Consider the following 23552-nt stretch of genomic DNA (forward strand, 5'->3'; position numbering starts at 1 on the left):
GCCCATTGCCGGCCTAATGTCGATGCCAATTTAAAGTGCTGCTATCAGAGAAGGCCTGTTCCTGGATGGTCGAGTCCTTTGCCATGCGCCACCCAGGCGAGTTCCGCCCGGCTGCCGAGGTGCAGCTTCTCGTAGACGTGATGCAGGTGCATCTTCACCGTGCCTTCGGATACGTGCAGCCGCTGCGCGATGGTCTTGTTGCGCAACCCGCGCGAGACGAGATCGGCGATTTCGGTCTCCCGCCCGGTCAGCCTGGACATCGGCTGCGGCTGCGATCGGGGCATCAGCAGTTGCTGGACGATCATGTTGTCGATCCATTTCTTGCCGCTTGCCACCGCGTTCACGCATTCGATGAGATAGCGGTGGCTGATGCCGTCCAGAAGCAGGCCGTCGACGTCGAGTGCCTGTATTTCCTTGATATCCAGCCTGCCGGTAGGCTGCACGATGAAGATGGTGCCGAGAGCGCCGTTGTCGGCCTTCAGCCGGGAGGAAAGTGCGGCCGTCTGCGGGTCCGCGATATCCAGGCCGACGATGACAATATCAGGCCGATGGCGCTCTACATGAGGGAGAACGTCGGCAAGGCTGCGGCACTGGGCGACAACATCGTGTCCCGCGTTCCGCAAAACCCACTCCAGACCGGCGAGATACACCCCCCGCGGGTCCGCGACTACCAAGGTGGACATGTGTACCCCGTCCGTAAAAAACGCAACGAACTTTGTTTAATATGTCAAGAAAACCAGAGCTTTGGGCATTTGTCAAGAAATTGCTAATATACTAATATAACCAAAGCTATAAAAGAAAGTCGTGGGCGCTCTCTGCGCGTTCGATAGGCACCACCGAGACGCTTGTGATTGCGCAAGGTGCCTCTGAAATCCGACGCCTGTTCATCCGCCAGTAATGACAGGTCTTGAGGGATCCTCTCCCCGGGGAGACCGGCGGATCTACTCGCAAAGCCAAATCATATGTTCTATGGTCGCCGGCATCACTGCGTTCGACCGCCGTGATCGGAACTGAGGTCTGTTGTTCTGAGACGGGGGCATCCATGTTCGAGGTCGGCGGATTTTTGCGGCAGCAAATGTCGATGTCAAAGGCCCGGCGCACCGTCGGCGCCCTTGCTCTGGCGGCTGCTGTATTCGGGATGTTGCTGCTTGCACCGCAGGCGGCCAACGCGCAGCCGAACTGGACGCTCGATCCGGCGAATTCGACACTCACCTACCAATCGGTGAAGAAGAACACCATCGTTGAAACCAACAAGATCCGGAACCTCTCGGGCACGCTGACGGCTGACGGCGCCGCCAAGGTCACGTTCGACCTCAACTCGGTCGACACCGGCATCGATCTTCGCAATGTCCGCATGCGCTTCCTCTTCTTCGAGACTTTCAAATTTCCGACGGCGGAAGTAACGGCGAAAGTCGATCCCGCCGCCTTCGCCGATCTCGCCACCAGGCGGCGGATGAGCGCGCATATCCCGTTCCGCCTCAGCCTGCACGGGGTCGACAAGGACCTGGAGGCCAATGTCGTGGTCACCATGATCACCGACAGCATGGTGTCCATCGCCTCGGAGGCGCCGGTCGCCGTGCATGTCGAGGATTTTGGCCTGTTGCCCAACATCGAAAAACTCCAGCAGGCGGCCAATGTCAGCAGCATCGTGCCGACGGCCTCGGTGTCTTTCGACTTCGTCTTCACCGCCGATGGCGCCAAGCCCGCGGCAGTGCCTGCCGTTGCGGCCGCAGCTCCAGCCGATGCCGGGCCAGTCGCCACCGATGCCGGCAAGACGTCCTTCAGTGACGATGAATGCCTGAACAGGTTCGAGGTGCTGTCGCGCACCGGCGCCATCTATTTTCGCCCGGCCAGCGCCCGCCTCGACGAAAAGAGCCGCCCGTTGCTGGCCGAGGTGGTTGGCGTCGTCGGCAAATGTCCGAAACTGAAGGTCGAGGTGTCGGGCCATACCGATTCCGACGGCTCGCCCTCGGCCAACAAGAACCTGTCGGAACGGCGTGCCAAGGCGGTCGCCGATGCGATCATCGCGGCGGGCATTCCATCGGCGCAGATCACGGCTTCCGGCTATGGCGAGGAAAAGCCGGTGGCGCCGAACGATACGCCGAAGAACAAGGCGCTGAACCGGCGGATCGAGTTTTCCGCCACGCCGCTCGCCAACTGATCCGGCCGTTAATCGAGAAGGAACACAGTGCGTTTGGATATGATTGCGAGTTGCGGCAATGTCATGCGCGGCATCGGCCTGGCCGTGCTGGCGCTGGTGTTGAGCTTGAGCGCGGCCAGTGCCGAACGCCGCATCGCCCTGGTACTCGGCAATTCCCACTACCAGAATGCGCCGGCGCTGCCCAATCCGGTGAACGATGCGCAGGCAATGTCCGATCGCCTGAAGGGCCTGGGCTTCGATATCGTCTCCGGCCTCGATCTCACCAAGGCGCAGACGCAGGAAAAGATCGCGCAATTCGCAAAACAGGTGCGCGGCGCCGATGTCGCACTGTTCTTCTATGCCGGCCACGGGTTGCAGGTCTCCGGCAGGAACTACCTGCTGCCTGTCGATGCGGCGCTGGAGGACGAGACCTCGCTCGACTTCGAAGCCGTGCAGGTGGATTTCATCCTGCGGCAGATGTCGCGCGAGACCAGCATCAGGCTGGTGTTCCTCGACGCCTGCCGCGACAACCCGCTCGCCGATGTGCTGGCCAAGGAGACCGGCGGCGACAGTACGGCAAGGAGCGGCCTTGCCGAAATTCCGATCGAGAATGGCGGCGCCGGCACGCTGGTCGCCTTCGCCGCCAGTCCCAACCAGCTGGCCTATGACGGATCGGGCGAGCACTCGCCGTTTTCGGCGGCGCTGCTTGCCCATATCGGCGAGGCCAACGTCTCGATCACCGAAGCGATGAACCGGGTTACGTCAGATGTGTTCAAGGCCACAGCTGGCCGCCAGCGGCCCTGGATCAACGTTTCGCTGACCACGGATGTCGTGCTCCACAAGGTTGATCTCAATGCGCCGCTGATCGTCGGCGATTCCAGCGCGGTGGCTCCCGAAGGCGATTCGCAGGCGCGTACCGGCGCCGCCGCCAACCCGCCGGGTACGGATGCCGGCGAGCAGGCGCTGGAACAGCTGCGCGAGGAAATTCCGAAGCTGGGCTCGGACGCGCCGGTGCTTTTCGACGTTCCGGTCAATTTTGGCGACCCGGCGATCGACGGCAAGAGCATCGCCCAGCTCATCCAGGGAAAGCCGCACTTCAGTCCGGTCGAAGGCCTGGAAAAATCCGTCTGGGACAATCAATGCAGCAACTGTCATCAATGGACCGAGGAGCGGCTGTGCGACCAGGCCAAGACCTACGTCACCAATGATATCTCGGTGTTGCGCCTGCAACACCCGCTGGGCACGCGCTTCAAGGTGGCGCTCGGCAAATGGGCGCAAAACGGCTGCAAATGAAACCGCTGCAAGTAAGAGCAATCAGGCTCTGCGCAGCGCTTCGGTTTCGGCCAGATGGATGCCCATTTCGACAAAGGCGGTGAGCACCGAGAAACGATCCGCCACTGCAACCCGGGCCAGTCCGGCCAGAATGCCGGCATTGACGGCATGGGCAGCGGGCAGCGGCCGCAGCCTCGACCCGTTGGCCTGATCGGTCGAGCCATTGACATGCCGTTGCACCGCCAGCGCGATCCAGCCGGCAGGGGTTTGCTGCCGCGCCATCGCCGCCTCGGCGACAGCCGCCCGGCGGCTTGCATTGCCGGGTTCGCCGACCCAGTCCTGGATCAGCGCCAGCGTTTCGAGATCCTGCTCCTCGAGCAGCTCGGTCAGATGATCAAGGCACTCATGGCCCCACCAGATCGCTGCCCGGTCGGGCAGGAGATAGGCGCAAAAGGTGATCGCTTCTTCGGGGGTGCGGCCGGCCATCAGCCGGCGACAGAACTCGAGCGAGGGTTGATCGGTAGGAACAGCCGTCATGTCCCGGGCAACGGCGCTGTTTGCGGCGAAGAGATCGCGTGCGGTCTGGAATCGAAGCCCGTTGACCATCGCTGCTATTGTCCTCCCCCAAGGGCAGCTCTCACTCAACTCGCCTGCGAGGCGCGGGTCAAGCCTGTCGACCGCCACATGTCCATGACGTTGTTCACAGACAAACGCGCCGCGCTTTGGTATATTCCACAATCAGACCCACGAATCCGAAAAAAGGCGAAGCCGGCTTTCGGAGAAGATTTGGGTCGAACGGAACATGGAGCCTGACCGTCCTGGTCCGACGGATCGGGCTTTGGTGACATCGGAAGCTCAGAGCAATTCCAGGAAGAAGCGGCTTTCCGTCCGGAATTGCGACGAAACAACGAGTCAGAGCAGGAGTAACCGTCATGCAGCGGGGCAGTTCAGTCTTAGTGTTGGCGGCCGTGCTTTTCTCGACGCACGCTTATGCCGACCCACTTCAGAAATCGGAAGACATTGTGAAGTTTTTTGCCGGCGCGATCGATCATGGCGCGGCGCGCGGGATTTGCGTCGGCACCGAGGATGAGTGCAAGAGCAAGACCGGCCAGAAAGATAAGCCGTCGGAGAAGGCCAGCCTCGATATGCTGATCAATTTCAGCCTGGATTCGTCCGAGCTCGACGCCAAGGCGCGCAGCGAACTCGACGAATTCGCCAAGGCGCTGAGGGACGATCGGCTGAGCAAACTGTCCTTCGTCGTCGAAGGCTATACCGACGCGTCCGGCTCGGCGACCTACAATGAGGGTCTGTCGCAGCGCAGGGCGCAATCGGTGACGGCTTTCCTGGAATCCAACGGCATCGCGTCCACCCGCATCACGGCGGTCGGGCTGGGCGAGGCCAATCCGCGCAATCCCGACCCCTACGCTCCCGTCAACCGCCGGGTCGAGATGCGGATAAAGGCGCAGTAGCTTTGCGGGCGGCGTCTTTCGAGAGCACGCCTCTCCTGTCGATCTAACGACAACGCCGCGCGTCCAACGGACACGCGGCGTTTCTGCTGTTTGACGTGGTCGATCAGTTCTTGAGCACGCCGCCGACCGCTACACCGGTGCCGAAGATCAGCGCCTTGGTCAGGAAATCATTGTTGTCCTGCGGCGGCGGACCTTCCTCGCGCACGACCTCGCGGTTGCGCCTTTTCTGCACGAACTGCTGTTGTCTGCGCGGCTTCTGGGCGTACTGCTTCTTGCGCGGTTTCTCCGCCACCGGCTTCAGCGTGCGGGCCTTTTGCACTACCTGTTTCTTCGGCTTGTCCACGCCGGCCTGGTCGGCCTCATGCTTGGCGCGCACGGCCTCCATCATCGGATCGGTCTGGATCTCCAGGAACGCCAGCTGCTCACGCGTCAGGAAAGTGGTCGGGGGCAGCCCGTTCTCCTCTTGCCAGTCGCCGATCGCTTGCCGGGTCTTGGCGCCGATGTTGCCGTCGACGCGGCCAAGCTCGTTGCCCAGCGCATCGACGCGCAATTGCAGGTCGATGCGGCCCTGGCGATCGAGACCGATGGCGTTCTCTGTCTCCGCGGTGCCGAGCACCTTCTTCATGTCGTCCGAAATGCCGACCGAGGTGCGCACGGCAGATCCGGGGTTCGCTTCGGCAACATCAAGCGCGGCTACTTCGCGTTCCTGGGCTTTCGGATCCTTCAGCGCGTCGATGTTCAGCCGCGCCACCGTGGCGAAACGGCCATTCGGGAACTGTTCGAGATAGGCTTCGTAGAATGGCGCGGTGTTGCGCTTCGAGGCCTCGTCCCACAGCCGCTGTTCGACTTCCCAGGACGGAGGTTCACCAACGACCAAGGCGGGAGCGGCTGCTGCCGCGGCGCCGGCTGCGTCGGTGGTTGGCTTTGCCGCGGGCGCCGCCGCCACGACGGGCTTTCCGATGAAGACCTCGCGGCCCAGCGATGCGTTGTGCCAGGGCCGCTGGCGGCCTTGGGTGGTCTCGGTCACTTCGCCGCGCACGCGCGTCAGCGCGCTCTGGATCTCAATACCAGGTTCGGTCAGGTGTCTGGCGAGTGCGGTGGAGTAGGGGCTGTTGACGCCGTTGCCGTCGAAGGCGATGGCGCCCGGATCCGTGGCATAGGCAATCAGGATGCCGCCTGTGCCGACACCTTCCGATTTTGCTTCGATCGGCGCCAGGCCGGAGCCCAGCGAGCGCGTCTTCGGCAGCGAGGCAGCCAGCGTCCTTGCCAGCGGATTGTCGCGGCAGGCATCGAGGATGATGACGCCGACCGCCGGGTCGGGCGGCAAGGCGGCCATGAAGTCGTCGATCTGGACGGTGCGGGTCTTGAGATAGGCCGGCGATGTCAGCTCGGCGTCGACCGGGATCAGGAAGTTCTTGCCGTCGACCTGCATGCCGTGGCCGGCATAGAAAATGACGGCGAGGTCGGCATCGTAGGACTGCTCGGTGAACTTGCTGATCAGGCCGTGCATGCCGGCATTGTCCTGGTCGACGCCCTCGATCACCTCGAAGCCGGCATTGCGCAGCGTCGATGCGATGAGATGCGCGTCATTGGCCGGGTTGGGCAACTCGACGGCATGGACGTATTTACTGTTGCCGATGACCAGCGCAACGCGTTTGGCGCCTGGTGCGCCGGCATCCGGCACTGCAGCCTGGACGGTGCCAAGCGCGGTCAGGATTAACAGAAAAAATCCGCTCAAAAGGACGGCAAACGCTTTCATAGGATCAGCCCTCCGCCCCAATGGGGCGCGTTATTGATGTCTGCGCATGCTAAATTCCAACAGCGACACTGTCGCTTCTGCCAAAATGGCTCTTGGGCGTATGTGATCCCAACCACAGTTTTGGTTCACGACGGACCCAAAAAAGCTCTCTAAATGCCCGCTAATATACCATCCGCCGGCCTCAAAACCAATCGGCCTGGCGGAAACCGGGGCGGCTGCGCACTGAACTGCGGCTAGCCCGGCTCAAGGCTGTTCTGAAGCGAACCCACCAACGCCGTGATGGCCTGCTTGTATTTTTCGAACTCCGGCGATGTCTGGCGGACTTCCGTCGTTGTCGTCTGGCCTGCATCGGTCGTCGCGGGCGTGGGCAATTTGCGGCCCATTTTCCGCTCCGCCCAGTCGACGACGTAGCTGGCGGTCTTGCCGGTGAGGAAAGGGTTGGCCTGGATGACCGCCGAGCCGAGCACGGCGCTCAACTGCGCCGATCCCGGCGACGCCAGCACCTGATGGGCGCCTTCCATGCCGAGGAAATGGCAGAGATAGAGCCGGCCGGCGGTGATCTGGTGGCCGCGCGCCTTGAGATAAGCCTCGCCCTCGCGCGCCAGATTGCGCACCATCTCGCGCGAGATGGTGGCGTCGTAGCGCAGCGCCAAAAGGTCGGCGGTCGACAGCGAGCGCGCCAGTTCGGGACGGTAGGTGTTCATCATCCGGATCCAGGTCTTGGATATGAACTGGCCGGCGCCGGTTGCCGAAGACAGCGGGTTCTTCGCCCGCGCGCTGCCGCCCGATTCGACATGAACGATACGGTCGGTCAGCGTTTCGACGGCGGGATCGCTGGACGTGGCGGCGATGGTTGCGGTCACAGTGCCCAGAGGATCGATTGCCTCGCCGCTCTGATAGAGTTCGAAATGCAGATGCGGCCCGGTCGACAGTCCGGTGGTGCCGATATAGCCGATGATGTCGCCGGCCTTCACCTTGGTGCCGACGCCGCTGGCAATGGCGAATTTCGACATATGCGCATAGCGCGTCTCGCGGCCGCCGGCATGCGCGATCTTGACCACATTGCCGTAACCGCCGCCGTCGCCCTGGAAAATGATCTCGCCATCGAAGGCGGCGGCGATCGGCGTGCCCACAGGTGCTGCCCAGTCGACCCCCTTGTGGATGCGGACCACGCCCAGGATCGGATGCTTGCGCGGCCCGAAGGTCGAGGTCATGACGCCGCTGACCGGCGTCACCATGCCGTTGGCCACTGTCAGCGAGCGCACCTGATCGTCGCCCGAGACGCAGGAAAACTGGCCATCACTCTGCTGGAAGACGAAACAGTCGAGGTTCTTTTGTGTGCCTTGCACGCCGACATAGAGCACCCGTCCGTCGGTCTCGTTCTTGCCGCGCGGCGTTTGCGAATAGATCAGCACCAGGCGCTGGTCCTCGCTGGCAAAAGCGTCGAGATCCTGTCCGCGCGACAGATACATGATGGCTTCGCCGATGATGCCGCTCGGCACGTTGTTGCGCGCCGCCGTCGAATAGATCGCGTCGAGCAGGCGGTATTGCCGTTTCTGCGTGCCTTCGGTCTCGGCGCCCGAATAGTTGAACAGATCCTCGCGCACCCACGGGTCGACACCCGACACGAAAGCGCCGGCGGCGTTGCGTGTCAGCGTGCCGACAAAGACATTCTTGGCGTAGACCGAGACCTGCATCAGCGACATTGTCGTGGTCTCGCGCGTCGGCCTGAAGCCGCGCATCGCCACGACATAGCCGGGCTGCAAGCCGTCCTTGTCGAACAGCGCCTTCAGCGCCTCGCCGGCAAGCTTTGCGTCTTCGGCGGAAAAATGTGCATCGAGCGCAACGCTGTCCAGGCTGCGGTCGTTGAGGATTTTCACGAACGTATCCTCGGTCGCCTCGAAGCGCTGGTATTCTGAGGTGACGGTGGCGACGCTGGTGTTGTTTTCGACCGCCGTCTTCTGAAAGGCAGGCAGTGCCGCTTCGCCTTCATCGATGGTCTCGCCCCAGCCGGCTTCGGGATCATCAGCTGCCGCCGAGGCACCCAGAGCGGCCTGCGGATCAGGAGCTGGGCCGGGAGCCGCCGGAACCTCGTCCGCGCCGGGCGAGGGTTGAAGATCGTTCTGCAGATCATTCTGCGGATCGCTGGGTTCGGGCGGCGCAACCGCGGTCTTCCGCTGCGCCTGGAAGAAGGCGAAATCCTCCTGCGTCGACGGGATCGTCGTCATGAATTTTTCGCTGGCGCTGAGCATCACGTCGGACAGGACTTCGATCTCAGGAGAGATGCCGGCCTGGTCGAGCTCCGCCGGGCGCGGCATCGCGCGGCCCTTGGTTGCAGCGCCGGCCTCGGGCGCCAGCGTGATCCACATCGGGTCGCCGGCCAGATCGATGATGGCCGGCACATAGACCGATGCGTCGGCTGGCACGTCGTCCGAGCCTTCGACGGCGTGCAACTCCTCGTCCTCGTCGCCAAACGACCAGTAGTCGGCGGTGAGGTAGAAGCCTGTGGCGATCGCGGCAAGGACGACGACCCCTAGACCAACCGCCAGCCCGAGCCAGATCCTGCGTCTGCGCAGCGCGGCGCGCGCCTGCTTCTTTGCCTTGAAGCTGGTGTCGATGCTGTGCGTCACGGCGCGCGTCCGGTCAGGAAGAAGGTCCAGCGCACCTGTTCGAGCGTGTCGACTTCGAGAAATTTCGCGGCGATATGGCCGCGTTGCCAGCATTCAGTGATGCCGCGGATGGAGAACCGCCGCCGCTCGATGCACATCTCGGTGGAGCCGGCCAGGATGGCGTGGCCGAAGACATCCGTGGCGTAGATGTAGATGTAGCGGTTGGTCAGCTCCTCGCGGATGACGTTGACGCATTGATTGGCGCCGATGGTCCACCAGCCATCGGTCTGGTCGGCGTCGTCGACCTTCTGGCCGACGGCAAGATTGACGACGTCGAGCGTCTGGTTGCAGACGGTGAATTCGGCGCGCGCCTGTCCAGTGGAAAGAAGCGCCAGCAAGAGCGTCGCAAACGCGATCGCGGCGAGGTTTGCGCGCGCATTCAGGGCAATGGGATCACGGCGACGGCGTTCCATCGGCGTCCGTGCTACCCGCCGAGGCGGAAATATTTGGCGGTCGCCGAAAATGCCGAGGTCCTGGCGCCGATCTCGTCGAGGATCCTGGGCAACAGCACCGAGGCCGGCGTCGGCGTCGAGAAGTCCGCCGCCTTGATCTCGTCGGGACCGGTGATCACCATGATGATCTGCGGCAGCGCCTTGCCTACCGCCTTGTCGGCGGCGCCGAGCCCGATCGGGATCGAGAAGGTCGCCTTGTCGGCTTGTGCGACAACACGGTCGTCGAGGTTGAAGGCGATGCCCCTGTGGTCGATCAGAATCACGCTGGACACCAGCCCGCCATGCGTCACCAGCGTGCCGTCGATCGGCGAACCGTCCGGCACCGATGTCTGGTCGAGCACCAGCTGCGGTCTGTCGGCCGTGCTTGCCCCCATGAAACGCAGGAAGTCGGTGATCCCGCATTGCGTCGGCTGGATGAGGCGCACGCTGATGTCGGGCTCGACATGGAACTTGGCCTGGAATTCCCCAAGCAACTGTTCGAAGGGCGGCACCGACGTGCCGAAGCCTTCGATCGCGACACCCTTGTCGGTGGCCGATGTCACAGTCGCGTAAAAACAGTCACCACCATTGAAGGCGCGCACCCAGGTGACCCGCTCCGCGGCCGCTTCGGCCGGCGGCGGCACCTCCGGCTTGGGCACATTCATGGCAATGTCGGGCTCTGCCGGCTTGTCGGCCTGCTCAGCGCTGGCGATATCGGGCTGGCCTGGCTTGGGCGCCTGCGCAGTCGGTTCGGGTGCCTGCGCCTCGGGCGCTTGAGCGGTGGGTTCCGGCGTGGGTGCTAAGGGTTTGGGTGCCTCGGCCGTTGGTTCAGGTGTTTGCGTGGTCGGCTCTGTCGCCTTGGTCTCTACCGGCGGGCTGACGGGCTCGGGGTTCTTCGCGGCATCGGGCTCCGTCGGGTTGGAAGGCGGTTGAGACGCGACGGTCTTGTCGATTGGTTCGGCTGGCTGCGGGGCCGCAGTGCTCGACGCGACCGGCGGCGTCGGCTGCGGCGCGGCCGGCGCTTCGGCCTGATCTTCAGCCGGAGTTTCTGCGGGTTGCGGCTTTGGCTCTTCCACCGGCGCAGTGTCCGGAGCGGGCTTGTCCGCGACGATCGGCTTGGTCAGCTCGGGTTGGAGCGGCGGTGTCTTGCCGGTATCGATGGCGCGAGGCCGGTCTCCGAAACCCAGGATGCCCGATGCATAGAGTCCTCCCAGCGATGCCACGACAACCGCCGCCAGCGCCGCGATCGTCAGGCTTCGGCCTGTAGTAGCAGGCTTCGTCGGTGTGCTTGCTCGCCTGGGAATTTCAGCTGCCGGCTTCGGTTGCGACAGAAGCGCTGGCCGCACGTGCGGCACGAAGGATGGCTCTGCCGTGCCGCTTGCGGGGACCGCACTGAGCCCTTGTGTCTGCGAGTCCTCGACCTTCGAGACCGGCCCGGTGGTCTGCCCGGTTCGCGTCAGACCCGGCCGGGGCGCAAGCGAGGCTGGCGGCAAGGTGGCGTCGCTGTCATCGCGCGTCAACCGGGCGATTTCGGCCATGCTGGCCGGTCGATCACCCGGGTCAGGCTGCAGCATCGCTTCGACGATGTCCCTGAAATCGGCATCGATGCCGGAGAGATCAGGCACGGTCCGCCGTTTTTCGACGATCTCATATTGCGAGCCGCCCATGTCGATCGGCTTGCCGAGCAGCGCCGCCGCCAGCACCAGCCCCAGGCTGTAGATGTCGGACTGTTCGCTGACCTCGCCGCCATAGAGCCCGAGCTGCTCTGGGGAGACATAGTTATATTTTCCGGCGAACTTGCCGCCGATCAGCGTCTCGCCGCCGACCGTCGCCGATCGCGCAATGCCGAAATCGATGATCTTGGCGCGATCGACCCGGCCGCCAGGCAGGATGATGTTGTCGGGCGAAAGATCGCGGTGGATGGCGCCGGCCTGGTGCACTGCGCTCAAGCCCGATGCCAGCCGGTGGCACAGCTTGCGCACATCCTGCGTCGCCATCGCGCCGCCGCGCATGACGTCGTACAGCGACTGGCCGTCGACGAATTCCATCGCCAGATAGGGCCGCCCTATACCGGGATCTATGGTGAAGACGTGATAGCGCACGACAGCGTCATGCGACAAATGGTTGAGGATCGAGGCTTCCTTGCGAAACAGCGACAGGATCGTCTGGTCGCGGGCGAATTCCGGCAGCACGATCTTGATCGCGACATGATCGCCGGTCTGGATGTTGTGGCCGCGATAGACCTCGCCCATACCACCGGAGGCGATGCGTTCGTCGAGCTCGTAGATGCCGCTGAGCTGAGTGCCGACGCTGGTATCCGCCATATTGGGCAACAGCCGCGTCTTGTCGTCGGAGCTCATCGGTCGTGGCCTCCTGCTTGGGACAGACCGTTGCCTTTGTCTCTGATCTTGACCAGCACGATGGTGACGTTGTCGGTTCCGCCGCGCTCAAGCACCATTGCCAGGAGCTTTTCGCAGGCAGCCTGTGGCGCTGCAGACAGTGCTGCTGTCGCTATCTCCGCATCGCTGACATGCGCCGTCAGCCCGTCAGTGCTCAGGATGAAAATGTCACCCGCCAGCGTCTCGCCTTGCTGGAAGTCAATGGCGATCTCGTCGTTGACGCCGATGGCGCGCGTAATGACGTTGCGTCGGGGCCAGTTCTCCGCCTCGGCCGCACTGATCGCGCCGCTGTCCAGCAGCTCCTGAACCTCGGTGTGGTCGCGCGAAATCTGCGAGATCGCGCCATCGCGCACGAGATAGACGCGGCTGTCGCCCGACCACAGGCAGGCGAACCTGCCGTCCATGGCCAGAAGTGCTGCAACGGTGGAGCCGATGGTCACGCCGCGCGAGCGAGAAATCCGGCGGATCTCAGCGTGGGCCCGGCTTAGCCGGTCCTCGAAGCGCGCGCGCAGATCCGGCGCCGAGCTGGCGATGCCGATCGTTGCCAGATGCTCGACAATGCTCGCCGAGGCGACCTCTCCGGCTTCATGCCCGCCCATGCCGTCGGCCACGACCCAGAGACCGATCTGCGGCTCGACCAGATAGCTGTCTTCATTGTGGTCGCGCACGCAGCCCTTGTGGCTCACGCCGTAGCTCTCAAAGGCGGCACCGCTCACTTGCCTACCCTCCGCAACGCCTTGGCTGACGTAGCTGACCAGTCTGCCACAGCCCCATCCATTAGAGTATCGAAATCTAAGCCGCTGATGACGGACGGTGTGGTGCCGCCGCTGTCTCTTCGCGCCGCGATCGCCGATTCTGCCATGCAATTCCCCATCAGAAGGCTTTGGGACAGCTGAACGCGGAGAGCGCCGGCAGCGTGAATGGGTTGCCGTCCTCCCCGGTCTTGATCGTGTAGGCAACATCGCGCCCGCCGATGACGAAATGCGCTTCGAGACTGTCGCCATTGGCGGTGACCTGTCCCTTGTCCAGCAATCGTTTCAACGCCCAGGGTCCGTCGAACTTGATTGCGGACTCGCGTCCCGGCAGCTCTGGCGTCAGGCTGAGACTGGCCGAGCCGGTCTTGCCCGGCCACGGAATCAGGCCCGGCGTGTTGCCGGCCTGGGTGGCCTGCAGCACCTGGCCATCGATATTGAGCAACGCCATGTCGGCATCGCCATGCAGCGACAGCGGCGTGAAGGTGATGTTGATCGACGGCACCGGGCCACCAAGCGGAAAGAAGGCGGCGCGGATTTGTGCCGCAAGCTGGAAGTTCCTGAGCGTCGATTTCGCCAGATTGCGGCCGAACTTGGTGTCCTGTTTCCAGTCCCAGTCCTGGCCGCTCATGTCGACCAGCGACGCAAGGTTCTGCGCGAAGAACCGGTCGAGAACCCCGCCCGGAGAAAACAGCCTGGCAAAATCCGCCATGGCGACATCGTCGGTGCCGGCAGGGGCGAATGGAAAGCGCCCGGCAATCACCTCTTCACACGGACGGCCGACCGTCTCTTCCAGCATTTCATTGAGATGCGTGGTCGATGTTTCGGCGACAGTGCCCTCGAAATCATCCGCCGCCGCGCTCACCATCCTGGCCAGTGCCTTCGGCAGACGCGAGGCATTGGCGCGCAGCGTTGATATCTGAAGCTGCAGATTGGCGTTGGCCTGGTCCGTCTGCGCGGGGACATCAGCTGCCAGCCGCACGCTTTGATAGATTTCGCGAAAGTTCTGGGTCAGGGCATCGAGCGGGCGCTGGCCGGGTGCGCCGGCCACCAAAGCCTGAACGGACCGGAACTGGGCTTCGATGTTGGCGCCCGGATCCTGGCTCTGCGTGCTCACAAAGGCGGTCCCGGCCCGGCTTTGCGATTTGCGCGCGGCAAGCTCGATACCGATGCGGGCGAGGCCCTTGGCGCGCGCGGCGGCTTCCTGATCGCTGTCTTGAGACGCAGCCGGATTGCGCTCCTGCGTCAAAGCCGTTTCGCGCGCGATCGCCTCGAACAGCAGCATCAGCGGCGAGCTCGGCGAGCCGGCCGCGGACAGCGCCAGATATTGCGGTTTGTCGGCGGCCATCGCCTTGAACTTCAACCTGTCGAGAACCTCGTTCCACGCCGCCGCAAAACCCTTGCCGTAGCGATCGAGAAGCTGGGGGCCGAGCTTGAGTAACTCCTGGTCGAAGCCGCCTTGCTCTCCGCCGCTGCCGATCACCCATTGATCGTCGACCAGCGCCTGCGCCACCTTGGCGAGTTGCGCCAGATAGAAGTCGAAGCCGGCATGTGTGTAGAGACCGGGGACGCGAAGGCCGGCGAGATCGTTTCCGTCATTGCGCTCGAACAGCACCGGCGCTTCTGGGCCGGCTTGCTGCGACACCGAAAAATCGTCCAGCGCCGCCGCATAGGTGGCCGACTGGATGAGCGCGGTGGCCCGGTCGGCAAGGCTCATGCGGCCGAGCGAGCGCTGGGCGGATTCGACCAGCGAACGGTTGGGCTCGAACGAGGGATCCTGATCGTCGTCGAGTGCCAGCATGGCGCGCAGATGCTTCTCCAATTGCGCCCGCCCGTCGCGATTGTGGGCGCCGGGATAGCGGTTCTGCTCCCAGTCGCGCTTCAGCCAGGTGACGACCAGTTCGTCATCGACTTTCGGCGCCTTGCCGCCCAGCATCAGGTAGATCTTCAACGGCTCGTACAACGCCATCGGATCGGCCATCCTGGCCTCGATCGTGCGTTCGAGCTGGAACAGCAGGCGCGAGCGGAACATCCGCTCCAGCCCCTGCCGGTAGGCGGTCTCGGAGGCGGACAGGATACGCTCACGCTGGCTGAGGCCGAACGTCGCCTTGGCCGGCGTCGGCTGGTCTTTTGCGTCATAGCCGGCCGGCAGGCTGCGCAGCGCATCGAGCGCACCGATGACGGTTTCGAGGTCGGCGTCCGACACCGTCGTGCTTGCGAGCAGCGGGGCTGCCGTCTCGCGGTATTGACCGGCCGCCTGGCTGGTCGCGGCAATCAGCGATTTGTTGGTCGCAAAGCTCAGGCCGAGAACGCCAAGTCCGGCAGCCGCTATGGCCGCGATCGCCGCCAGGCCGGCATAGCGGGCGATGGTCGCCCGCCTGTCGGCTGCCCTGTCATAGGAGACCCAGCCGGACTCCGCGAAAATCACGCGGCTCAACAGATCGTGCAGGAAGAAGCTTTTGCCGGTGCCGGAAAGATGCGCCTGGGCGTTCTTGCCGAAACTGCGGCCGATGCTGCCGAGCAGTTGGTCGATCGGTGTGCCTTCCTGGGTGCCGGAGGAAAAATAGAGACCGCGCAAGGGCGCGTTCAGCTGCTTGCGCGTCGGCTCAAAGACGCCGTCGAGGAAATGCACGATCAGGCCTTTCAGCGCGCCGAGCTGCGCGGCGAAGCCGAAAATGGCGATACGGGCGACGGGATCGGTCTCCGCCTGCAGCCGCTCACTCATCTCTTCGCTCAGGCGTTTCACCAGCGCGTCGAATTCGGCCGGCGCCTCGCCAACCATGTTCAGGCCGCGCTCCGCGGTCTGGAAGGTTGCGCCCCACACTTTGCGCCGGCGTGCTTCGTCGAAACCGCCGAAAGTCTCCATGAATCCGGAGACCAGGTCCGCCTTGGTGAACAGCACATAGACCGGGAAGCGGACCTTCAGGACCGCGTGGATTTCCTGCAATCGGCTGCGGATCTCGGCGACACGGGCCGCCTGCTCGCCGTCCGCCATCAGGTCGGCGAGACTGATTGCCAGGATGACGCCATTGATCGGCTGCCGCGTCCGATGCCGCTTGAGCAGCGACAGGAAGGCGAGCCAGCTTTTGCTGTCTGCCCCAGCATGCGAATCCTGCGTCGTGTAGCGCCCGGCCGTGTCGATCAGCACCGCCTCGTCGGTGAACCACCAGTCGCAATTGCGCGTGCCGCCGACGCCTGCCACAGGCTGCGCCTGGCCCGACCCGGCAAGCGGAAAGTTCAGCCCGGAATTGACCAGTGCGGTGGTCTTGCCGGCGCCCGGCGGGCCGATGACGATGTACCAGGGCACGTCGTAGAGGAAATTGCGCTTGCCGCTCGACTGCCTGAGCGTCGCAACCGCCTCGCTCATGCGGGCTTCCAGCACCTTTGCATCGCTGCCGTCATCCTCGGCGGCGGCCATGGCGGCTTCCAGCGCCTTCTGTGCCTTGCGTCTTTGCCAGAGCCGGATCGCGTAGATGATCGCCACCGTACCGACGACGGCGCCGATGATCACCGTCCGCAGCCAGACCGGGTCCAGCGGCCGGGCGCCGGCAAAGCGGATCAACGGACCCGCGAACCAGACCGCCGCGGCAAAGCCGGCGAGCGCGAGCGTGCTGAAGATGCGCAGCAGCCAGCCGGTCACAATGTCTCCTCCCGCGGGATCATCACATCGACACGGCGGTTTTTGGCGCGGCCCTCCGGCGTTGCATTGTCGGCTATGGGCTCGTCCTCGCCCTTGCCCTCGACCTTTGTCCGCGACGGATCGCTGAAATGCGCCGCGATCATCTTTTCGACCGACTGGGCGCGGGCGACGGAGAGGTCGAAATTCGACTTGAAGGCGCTCGTCTTCTTCGGTTTGACGTTGTCGGTGTGGCCGACGATCCGGATCGGCCCGCGCTCGGCATTGAGAGCCGCCGCGATGCTGACGGCCACGGGTTCGAATTCTGGTTTGACGTCGGCTCGTCCGGACTGGAACAGCAGTGCGTTGCTGATTTCCACGACGATGAAATCGCCCTTGGTGCCGACGCTGACGCCGCCGGCTTCGATCTCCTTGCCCAGCGCGGCGCGGATGCGATCGACCTGCGCAATCGCCGCTGGTGCTGCGACGACTTTCACCTCCTCGGTCAGCGGCACGAAACCGGTGCGCTCGATGGTGACCGGCGTCACCGGATTGAGCGCAAGCAATTCGCGGGCGACGGCCTCGCCATCATTGGTGATAAGAATCCGCAGCGTGAAAAAGGCTGCCGTCAAAGCCGTCGCCGTCGCGGCGGCGATGGCCCACAGCGGAATTCGCCTGGAGCCTTGCGCTGACGTCAGCGACAGGCCTTGCCAGCGCGGCGAGATGTCGTCGTCACCGGGGACGCGGAAATAGGCCAGCGTCTCGTAGACGTCGCGGCGGACACGCTCCAGGCCCTCGCGCGCCTGGCCGCGATACTGGCCTTCGAAGCCAAGCGACAGGCAGACATGCATCAGTTCGATCAGATTGCGGTGAGGTTCCGGCGTCGCCAGCACCGTGTTCAGCGCCTGGAAGAAACCGGCGCCGGTAGGTTTGACCTGGAAGAAGCGTGACAGCATGGCGTGCTGTGCCCACATCTCCCTGCCGGAGCCGGGCAGGTTGGCGATGATATCGTCGGCGGTTTCGCAAAGCGCATAGCTGGCGATGCGCGCATCCTCCTCCGAGGTATCGGTCCTGGCGATCTTGCGGTCGAACTCCTCGATCAGGCCGGCGACATGCTCCGCCAGCGGCTCAGCCTGTCTTTCGACGGCCACCAGCCGCAGGTGCCCAAGCAGCATCAGCAAGGGCGCCGCGGCAGCAACGATCGGGTTGGCCGTTCCATAGTCGACGCCGTCGCTGGCGCCGAGCAACACATCCCATGGCGTTTTCTCTGCCGTCTCGGCCGAACCACGAAACGACGGATCGACGGACGCTGCGGCGAAAGGCACGCCTTGATAGATCACCGTCCCTGTTACGTCGGCCTGCGGTGGCGGCTGGCGGCCGGCGTTGGGATCGAAAACCGTCGATTCCGAGATGCGGGCAGGAGCGATCACGGTGCTGTCGGGCGCCGGCGCATCGCGGGCGAGAACCGTCTTTTGCTTGCGGCCGGGGTTGGCGCGGCTGGGGCGGATGACGGTTTTGCCGGCCGGATCGAAAGGATCGTCCTTCGAGCTCATCGCCGATCCCCGTCTCTACGCCCGCACGGCCAGGCGACGCATAGCGCTGCGCCCGCGCGAACGCGGACCGCAGGACGCTATCTCGCCGTGACATGACATGTGCCGCAGACCCCCGAGGTCGACCAACCGTACCCGCGTGCTCAATTGTCGTATGTGATCGTAGTCTCAGAAGGTTCCGATTGAAACCCGGCGCAATTTTGGTCGCCGGCCGGTCCCTGGATCGGCTTTACGGCAGGGAGGTCAGCTCTTGCCTGTCGGTTTCTGTTTGGCGGCCTTGGCATAGGCTTCGCTGAAATAGGTGAGGAATATGTCCAGGAGGCCGTTTTCGTGCGCTTCCTCCTTGGCCCGCCATGTCGCGACCAGCGCGTCCCAGGCGCGCGTCTTTTTCGAGCCAAAGGAAGACGGCGGCAGTTTTTTGGCAATCGCCTCGGGCGACAAATCGTCGAGCAGCCGCGCCAGCGCTGCCTGCATGGCGGCGAAGGTGGCAAACTCATGCGTCTTGAGGTCGTGGAAGGCGTCTTCGATGCTGTGCCTGGCATCGAGATAGCCGGCCCTGCGTCGCGCAAACATGATGTCGAGAATTTCGTCGGTCCCGGGCACGAACTTCAGCGGGTTGTTGTCGGCGGCGTTGATCATCGTGCGATCGCTGGTCTTGGCCAGGACTTTCGCCGCGGCGCGCGCCTTCAGCAGCAGCACCAGTTCGTCGACGACGATCCGCAATACGGCGCCGATCTCGCCTGCCACCTCATTCGGCTGGCGCAGCAGAAGCACTTCCGGCGGGATTCCGGCGCCGGCGGCAATCGCGCGCAGGATCTCGTCGGCTTGCTGTGGCCGGCTGGAGACCGAAGCCGGTGGCGCGGTCGGTGACCGTGGCACTGCGACATGGTCCGGAAAGGATCCGGCGACGGGCATCTGCCGTTGCGTCGAGCCATGGCCGCCGAAGGCTGCGTTGCCGTCATCGATCGAAACCGAGACGATATAGCGCCCGATCCGGAGCCGGTCGCCTTGCGCAAGCCGGTGCGGGCCGGCCAGGCGCTGGCTTGAGCCATTGACGAAGGTGCCGTTGCGCGAGACGTCGTAGAGAAAGAAAGCGCCGCCTTCATAGCGGACTTCGCAGTGCCGTCCGGAGATGAATTTGTCCGGATCGGGCAAGGTCCAGGCGCAGTTCTCGCGCCCGATCTCGAAGCCGCGGTCGCGCGATGCGTAACCGGGCGGCAGCCCGGCAGGCAGGACATCGACATTGCTGATCTGCAGACTGATGAACATGCAATATGGCCTGTCGACCGCTGGCTTCCCATTGATCCGATGCGCCGCAGTCTAGCAGCTTGCGGGCACAGGGGGAGAGCGGCGTTTCACACTGGCGAAAGCGGCGCAAACAGGACCTGCCAGCTGCTCGTCCCCTTTGGTCTGCCACGGAACATGTGGTAGGCTCAACACGGCCTGGGTTGGCAAATTGCGAAAAGTCCCTGAACGTGAGGTCGTTAACACAAGAAGGGCTTCGAACCTGCCACACTAGCGTCCAGGAGGGGCACGACCCATGCCGAGTGAACAACGCGCCGCACTTGTGCAGACGCCGGTCGGCGCCGAGCTGTTGACCTTCACGCATCTCGTCGGCCGCGACGAGATCAGCCGCTGTCTTGCCTACACCGTGGGATTTGTCAGCACCAATGCGGATATCGATCCGCTGAAGATGCTGGGCGGCGTCGTCTCGATCGAAGGCGAGTCCGACCCCAAGCGCTGGTTCAGCGGCCTCATCGCCGAGTTTCGCCTCACCCGCATCGAGGATCGGATGGCATATTACGAGGCGGCCGTCAGGCCGTGGCTATGGTTCCTCGGCAACACCACCGACTGCCGCATTTTCCAGGACAAGACCGCCGTCGAGATCGTCGAGGAGATATTCTCCAAATATGGCGGCATCGCCAAGTTCGAAAAGCGCCTGCAGGGATCCTATCCGCCGCGCGAATATTGCGTGCAGTATGACGAGAGCGACCTCGATTTCGTGCAGCGGCTGCTCGAGCACGAAGGCATAATGTACTTCTTCGAGCACGCCGAGGGCGAGCACAAACTGATCCTGGCCGACGCCATGAGCAAGCTGAAGCCCGCGCCTGGCTATGAGACCGTGCTCTATCAGTTCGAAGGACAGGGCTCGCGCCGCGACGTCGAATACATCACCGAGTGGATCCCAGGCAGTGCGGTGCGCCCGGGCGCCTATGCCCACACCGACTACGATTTCGAGAAGCCTGCCGCCGACCTGATGGCAAAGTCGGCGCAGCCCTTCGGCCACAAGCAGGCTGCCGGCGAGAACTATCGCCACCCCGGCGCGCATCTGGAGGTCGGCCGCGGTGACAGCCTGGCCGCGATCAGGCGCGAGGAAATCCAGGCGCCGCACATGCGCATTGCCGCCGTCGGCACCGTGCGCGGCCTGTTCTCCGGCTGCACCTTCAAGCTCGACGGCTTTCCACGCAAAGACCAGAACAAGGAGTATCTGGTCGTCAGCGCCGAATACCGGCTGTTCGATCCGGGCTACCGCGCCGGCGTCGACACCGACGGCGAGAATTTCAAGGTCGTGCTTGGCGTGGCGCCGACTTCAGTGCCTTATCGGCCGCCAAGGATCACGGCGCGGCCGATCATGCGCGGGCCGCAAACGGCGACGGTCGTAGGTCCGTCCGGCGAGGAGATATTCACCGACAAATATGCCAGGGTGAAGGTCCAGTTCCACTGGGACCGCCTCGGCAAGAAGGACCAGAAGAGCTCTTGCTTCGTGCGCGTGTCGCAGACCTGGGCCGGCAGCGGCTGGGGCTTCATCCAGATTCCGCGCATCGGCCAGGAAGTGATCGTCGATTTCATCGAAGGCAATCCCGACCTGCCGATCATCACCGGCAGGGTCTACAACGCCTCGCAGATGCCGCCCTACGGGCTGCCCGGCAACGCCACGCAGTCGGGCTGGAAATCCAACTCGTCGAAGGGCGGCGGCGGCTACAACGAACTGATGTTCGAGGACAAGGCCGGCTCCGAACTGGTCAATTTCCAGGCGCAGAAGGACCACCACCTTCTGATCAAGCACGACCGCAACAAGACGGTGCAGCACGACCAGTCCGACCGCATCGACCACGACGCCAAGCACTCCGTCGGCCACAACCTCGACGAGGACGTCGGCAACAACAAGACGGTCAAGGTCGGCGTCGACCAGACGACCGATATCGGCAACAACGATACCGAGACGGTCGGCACGAACCGCTCGCTGACGGTGGGATCGAACGAGACGATAGGCATCGGCGCGAATTCGACCGAAACGATCGGCGCCAACCACACGCAGACCGTGGCGATCGTGCAGACGATCACTGTGGGCGCGGCGCGCGTCGACACCGTCGGGGCTGCTGAAACCAGGACCGTAGGCGCGGTGCAGTCCAACACCATCGGCGCCTCGCGCTCGGTCACGGTCGGCGCGGCGCAGAGCCACGACATAGGGGCGGCCGACAGCTGGAACATTGCGGCTGCGCAAACAGTGAATGTTGGCGCGGATCAGAGCTTCACTGTCGGCGGCGCTCAGGCATCGCAGATCGGCAAAGCCAGATCGGCAAAAATTGGCGCCGATGACGCAACCGAGATCGACGGAGGGCACATGCTCAAGGTCGGTAAAGGCAGCGGCATCGACGTCACGGAAGACAGCTCGATCAAGGTTGGCAAGAACCTGGTGATCGAGGCGGGTGACTCGATCACGCTCAAATGCGGTTCGGCCTCGATCATCATGAAAAAGGATGGCACCATCGTTGCCGACGGCAAGGATATTTCGCTGCTGGGCAGCGGCAAGATCACCGTCAAGGCCGACGGCGACGTGGTCGTCAAGGGAAGCACGATCAACAACAATTGAGGACGTCATCATGGAAGTGCTGGAGCGTATCGATGGCGTCGTGATCGGCCTGCTGATCGGTTTCGAAGGCGGGGCGCCACTGGTCGTTTTCGTCGGCAATCCGCGCGAGACCGCGATTGCGGCGCGCAGCCTCACGGAACTGGACGCCTCAGCCATCGGGTCCGAACTGGCCCTGCTCTTTGAGGGGGGCGACCCGATGCGGCCACTGGTGGTCGGTCGCATCGTCGATCCCGCACCCCCCGGCCGAAGCCTCGAAGTCGTCCGTGACGGCGAGCACGTCATCATCAACGGTGACGAGCGTATAGAACTGCGCTGCGGTCTGGCATCGATCATTCTGGAGAAGAATGGCCGCGTCACCATTCGTGGCACCCAGTTGACCAGCCAGGCCAGCGGCACCAACCGCATTCGCGGCGGGGCCGTGCATCTCAACTAAGGGGTGCCGATGCACCGGATCGCGACCATCCCGGCCATTGTGAACCAGCATGCCGAGGACGCGGCATTTCTCTGGCTGCGTCGCCGTCAGGAGATCGATGGTCCGATCCTGGACGAGACCGATATAGGGCGCATCGACCAGCGTCTCGAAGCCAACCTGGAAGGACTGATGGCAGCCGGCAGTGCCGGCTGGGCTGCTGCCCGGTCACTCTTCGCGGACTACGCTAAACCTGGTGAACTCTTTGTGCTCGGCACCCTGGCGATGCGTTGGAGCGATGCCAAATTGGTGACCTCAGTGATCGACGCCGGTGCAAGCCTTGGTGAAACCGGCACGTCAAGCCTGTCTGGTGCCATCGCACGCACGCCGCGCGAAAGCCTACGGCCGTTCGTGGCGCAATGGCTGGACACGCGCGACGCGCGGCTACGTTGCCTTGGGCTGTCTGCGCTCTGGCATCACCGGGTCGATCCGGGCGAGCGCCTGCATGATCTGGCCAGCCATTCCGATGCGAACGTGCGCTGGCGTGCCGTCCGGCTAGCTGGTGCGCTCAAGCGGCGCGACCTGCTCCCTGCAGTCCTGGCCGGCCTTGATAGCCAGACGACGAAAGAACGCCTTGCAGCAGCCTTCGCCGCCTGCCTGCTTGGCGAGGCTCGATCCGCACATCCGGTGATCGACAAGATCCTGCTGACGGAGACGGACCTTGCGGGGACGGCAATCGAGTTGCGCCTGCTGACGACGCCGCCGAAGGCCGGCAAGGCCTGGCTACGATCGCGTCTCGAACAGCCCATCTCGCGCATCGCGGCCACGGCATCGGTCGGCCTGTTCGGCGATCGTGGGGTGGTGCCGTGGCTGATCGAGAAGATGCGCGATCCGGAACTGGCATCGGCGGCGGGGTCCGCGCTTCGCGATCTCTTCGAGGTGGATTTTGGCGAGACCGGTATTTTCGTTGCCGATCCTGCTGTTCTTGGCAAGGAGTTTGCCCATCTCGACGACAGCTCGCTGCCGGCGGCCGATCGCGTTGCAGCATGGTGGGATGAAGGGCGGGGCGGACGCGATCACCGTCCGTTCAGGTCCATGCGACGGATACGGCTAGACGCCCTGCGCGCGGCAATCGCTACACCAGACGTGCAGCTGGCCGATTGGCGCAGCACACGCCGATTTCCCGCCTGGCTCTGAATTCCAAAGGACCGA

General features: G+C 63.9%; 16 protein-coding genes. 6 read left to right on the forward strand and 10 right to left on the reverse strand.

The annotated features are described in order from the left end of the window. Nucleotides 1-44 precede the first annotated feature (44 nt). Nucleotides 45-623: a response regulator transcription factor gene (locus tag AC04SG_RS13655; protein WP_488551461.1), complete on the reverse strand. Its 579-nt coding sequence runs from the start codon at nucleotides 621-623 to the stop codon at nucleotides 45-47. Between the two features lie 458 nt (nucleotides 624-1081). On the opposite strand from AC04SG_RS13655, the gene AC04SG_RS13660 reads away from it, so the two are divergent. After that, entirely contained in the window at nucleotides 1082-2161 is a 1080-nt protein-coding gene (locus tag AC04SG_RS13660; protein ID WP_488551462.1) for an OmpA family protein, read from the forward strand. A gap of 27 nt (nucleotides 2162-2188) precedes the next feature. Further along, nucleotides 2189-3433, forward strand: a complete 1245-nt coding sequence (locus AC04SG_RS13665) for a caspase family protein (protein WP_488551463.1) — start codon at nucleotides 2189-2191, stop codon at nucleotides 3431-3433. 21 nt (nucleotides 3434-3454) lie between these two features. On the opposite strand, the gene AC04SG_RS13670 is transcribed toward AC04SG_RS13665, so the two are convergent. Beyond that, nucleotides 3455-4018: a DUF6931 family protein gene (locus AC04SG_RS13670; protein ID WP_488551464.1), complete on the reverse strand. Its 564-nt coding sequence runs from the start codon at nucleotides 4016-4018 to the stop codon at nucleotides 3455-3457. A 326-nt stretch (nucleotides 4019-4344) separates the two neighbouring features. Between AC04SG_RS13670 and AC04SG_RS13675 the strand changes: the two genes are divergently transcribed. Beyond that, nucleotides 4345-4881, forward strand: coding sequence for an OmpA family protein (locus AC04SG_RS13675; RefSeq protein ID WP_192255974.1), 537 nt, complete (start codon nucleotides 4345-4347; stop codon nucleotides 4879-4881). Nucleotides 4882-4984: 103 nt separating this feature from the next. On the opposite strand, the gene AC04SG_RS13680 is transcribed toward AC04SG_RS13675, so the two are convergent. The 8 genes from AC04SG_RS13680 to tagH form a co-directional block, all read right to left on the reverse strand. Beyond that, complete coding sequence (locus AC04SG_RS13680) at nucleotides 4985-6640, reverse strand: caspase family protein (RefSeq protein WP_488551465.1); 1656 nt, start codon at nucleotides 6638-6640, stop codon at nucleotides 4985-4987. A 233-nt stretch (nucleotides 6641-6873) separates the two neighbouring features. Further along, complete coding sequence (locus tag AC04SG_RS13685; RefSeq protein WP_488551466.1) at nucleotides 6874-9270, reverse strand: M23 family metallopeptidase; 2397 nt, start codon at nucleotides 9268-9270, stop codon at nucleotides 6874-6876. Then, the gene (locus tag AC04SG_RS13690; protein WP_488551467.1) at nucleotides 9267-9722 is read right to left on the reverse strand and encodes a DUF1036 domain-containing protein; all 456 of its coding nucleotides are present in this window, start codon (nucleotides 9720-9722) and stop codon (nucleotides 9267-9269) included. Before AC04SG_RS13690 ends, AC04SG_RS13685 begins: the two co-directional genes overlap by 4 nt. Before the next feature lie 11 nt (nucleotides 9723-9733). After that, nucleotides 9734-12100, reverse strand: coding sequence for a serine/threonine-protein kinase (locus tag AC04SG_RS13695; protein ID WP_488551468.1), 2367 nt, complete (start codon nucleotides 12098-12100; stop codon nucleotides 9734-9736). Further along, nucleotides 12097-12855, reverse strand: coding sequence for a PP2C family protein-serine/threonine phosphatase (locus tag AC04SG_RS13700; RefSeq protein WP_312037326.1), 759 nt, complete (start codon nucleotides 12853-12855; stop codon nucleotides 12097-12099). The genes AC04SG_RS13695 and AC04SG_RS13700 overlap by 4 nt, the downstream gene beginning before the upstream one ends. 157 nt (nucleotides 12856-13012) lie before the next feature. Beyond that, entirely contained in the window at nucleotides 13013-16531 is a 3519-nt protein-coding gene (gene tssM, locus AC04SG_RS13705) for a type VI secretion system membrane subunit TssM (protein ID WP_488551469.1), read from the reverse strand. Further along, nucleotides 16528-18060 (reverse strand): type VI secretion system protein TssL, long form, encoded by a 1533-nt coding sequence (gene tssL, locus AC04SG_RS13710; protein ID WP_488551470.1) that lies wholly within the window; start codon nucleotides 18058-18060, stop codon nucleotides 16528-16530. The genes tssM and tssL overlap by 4 nt, the downstream gene beginning before the upstream one ends. Before the next feature lie 240 nt (nucleotides 18061-18300). After that, nucleotides 18301-19326, reverse strand: coding sequence for a type VI secretion system-associated FHA domain protein TagH (gene tagH / locus AC04SG_RS13715; RefSeq protein WP_488551471.1), 1026 nt, complete (start codon nucleotides 19324-19326; stop codon nucleotides 18301-18303). A 271-nt stretch (nucleotides 19327-19597) separates the two neighbouring features. Between tagH and AC04SG_RS13720 the strand changes: the two genes are divergently transcribed. Genes AC04SG_RS13720 through AC04SG_RS13730 form a run of 3 tightly spaced genes read left to right on the forward strand, consistent with a single transcriptional unit; the run spans nucleotide 19598 to nucleotide 23537 of the window. Next, nucleotides 19598-21931 (forward strand): type VI secretion system Vgr family protein, encoded by a 2334-nt coding sequence (locus tag AC04SG_RS13720; protein WP_488551472.1) that lies wholly within the window; start codon nucleotides 19598-19600, stop codon nucleotides 21929-21931. Between the two features lie 7 nt (nucleotides 21932-21938). Beyond that, on the forward strand, nucleotides 21939-22364 hold the full coding sequence (locus tag AC04SG_RS13725) for a DUF6484 domain-containing protein (protein WP_488551515.1): 426 nt from the start codon (nucleotides 21939-21941) through the stop codon (nucleotides 22362-22364). 9 nt (nucleotides 22365-22373) lie between these two features. Then, complete coding sequence (locus AC04SG_RS13730) at nucleotides 22374-23537, forward strand: hypothetical protein (protein WP_488551473.1); 1164 nt, start codon at nucleotides 22374-22376, stop codon at nucleotides 23535-23537. Nucleotides 23538-23552: the final 15 nt, after the last annotated feature.

The organism is Mesorhizobium sp. CNPSo 4684 (genome assembly GCF_057784315.1).

Coding starts and splice junctions, on each gene's coding strand:
- AC04SG_RS13660 (WP_488551462.1), top strand. CDS start 1,082: ATGTCAAAGGCCCGGCGCACCGTCGGCGCCCTTGCTCTGGCGGCTGCT.
- AC04SG_RS13670 (WP_488551464.1), bottom strand. CDS start 4,018: ATGGTCAACGGGCTTCGATTCCAGACCGCACGCGATCTCTTCGCCGCA.
- AC04SG_RS13675 (WP_192255974.1), top strand. CDS start 4,345: ATGCAGCGGGGCAGTTCAGTCTTAGTGTTGGCGGCCGTGCTTTTCTCG.
- AC04SG_RS13680 (WP_488551465.1), bottom strand. CDS start 6,640: ATGAAAGCGTTTGCCGTCCTTTTGAGCGGATTTTTTCTGTTAATCCTG.
- AC04SG_RS13690 (WP_488551467.1), bottom strand. CDS start 9,722: ATGGAACGCCGTCGCCGTGATCCCATTGCCCTGAATGCGCGCGCAAAC.
- AC04SG_RS13695 (WP_488551468.1), bottom strand. CDS start 12,100: ATGAGCTCCGACGACAAGACGCGGCTGTTGCCCAATATGGCGGATACC.
- tssL (WP_488551470.1), bottom strand. CDS start 18,060: ATGAGCTCGAAGGACGATCCTTTCGATCCGGCCGGCAAAACCGTCATC.
- tagH (WP_488551471.1), bottom strand. CDS start 19,326: ATGTTCATCAGTCTGCAGATCAGCAATGTCGATGTCCTGCCTGCCGGG.
- AC04SG_RS13720 (WP_488551472.1), top strand. CDS start 19,598: ATGCCGAGTGAACAACGCGCCGCACTTGTGCAGACGCCGGTCGGCGCC.
- AC04SG_RS13730 (WP_488551473.1), top strand. CDS start 22,374: ATGCACCGGATCGCGACCATCCCGGCCATTGTGAACCAGCATGCCGAG.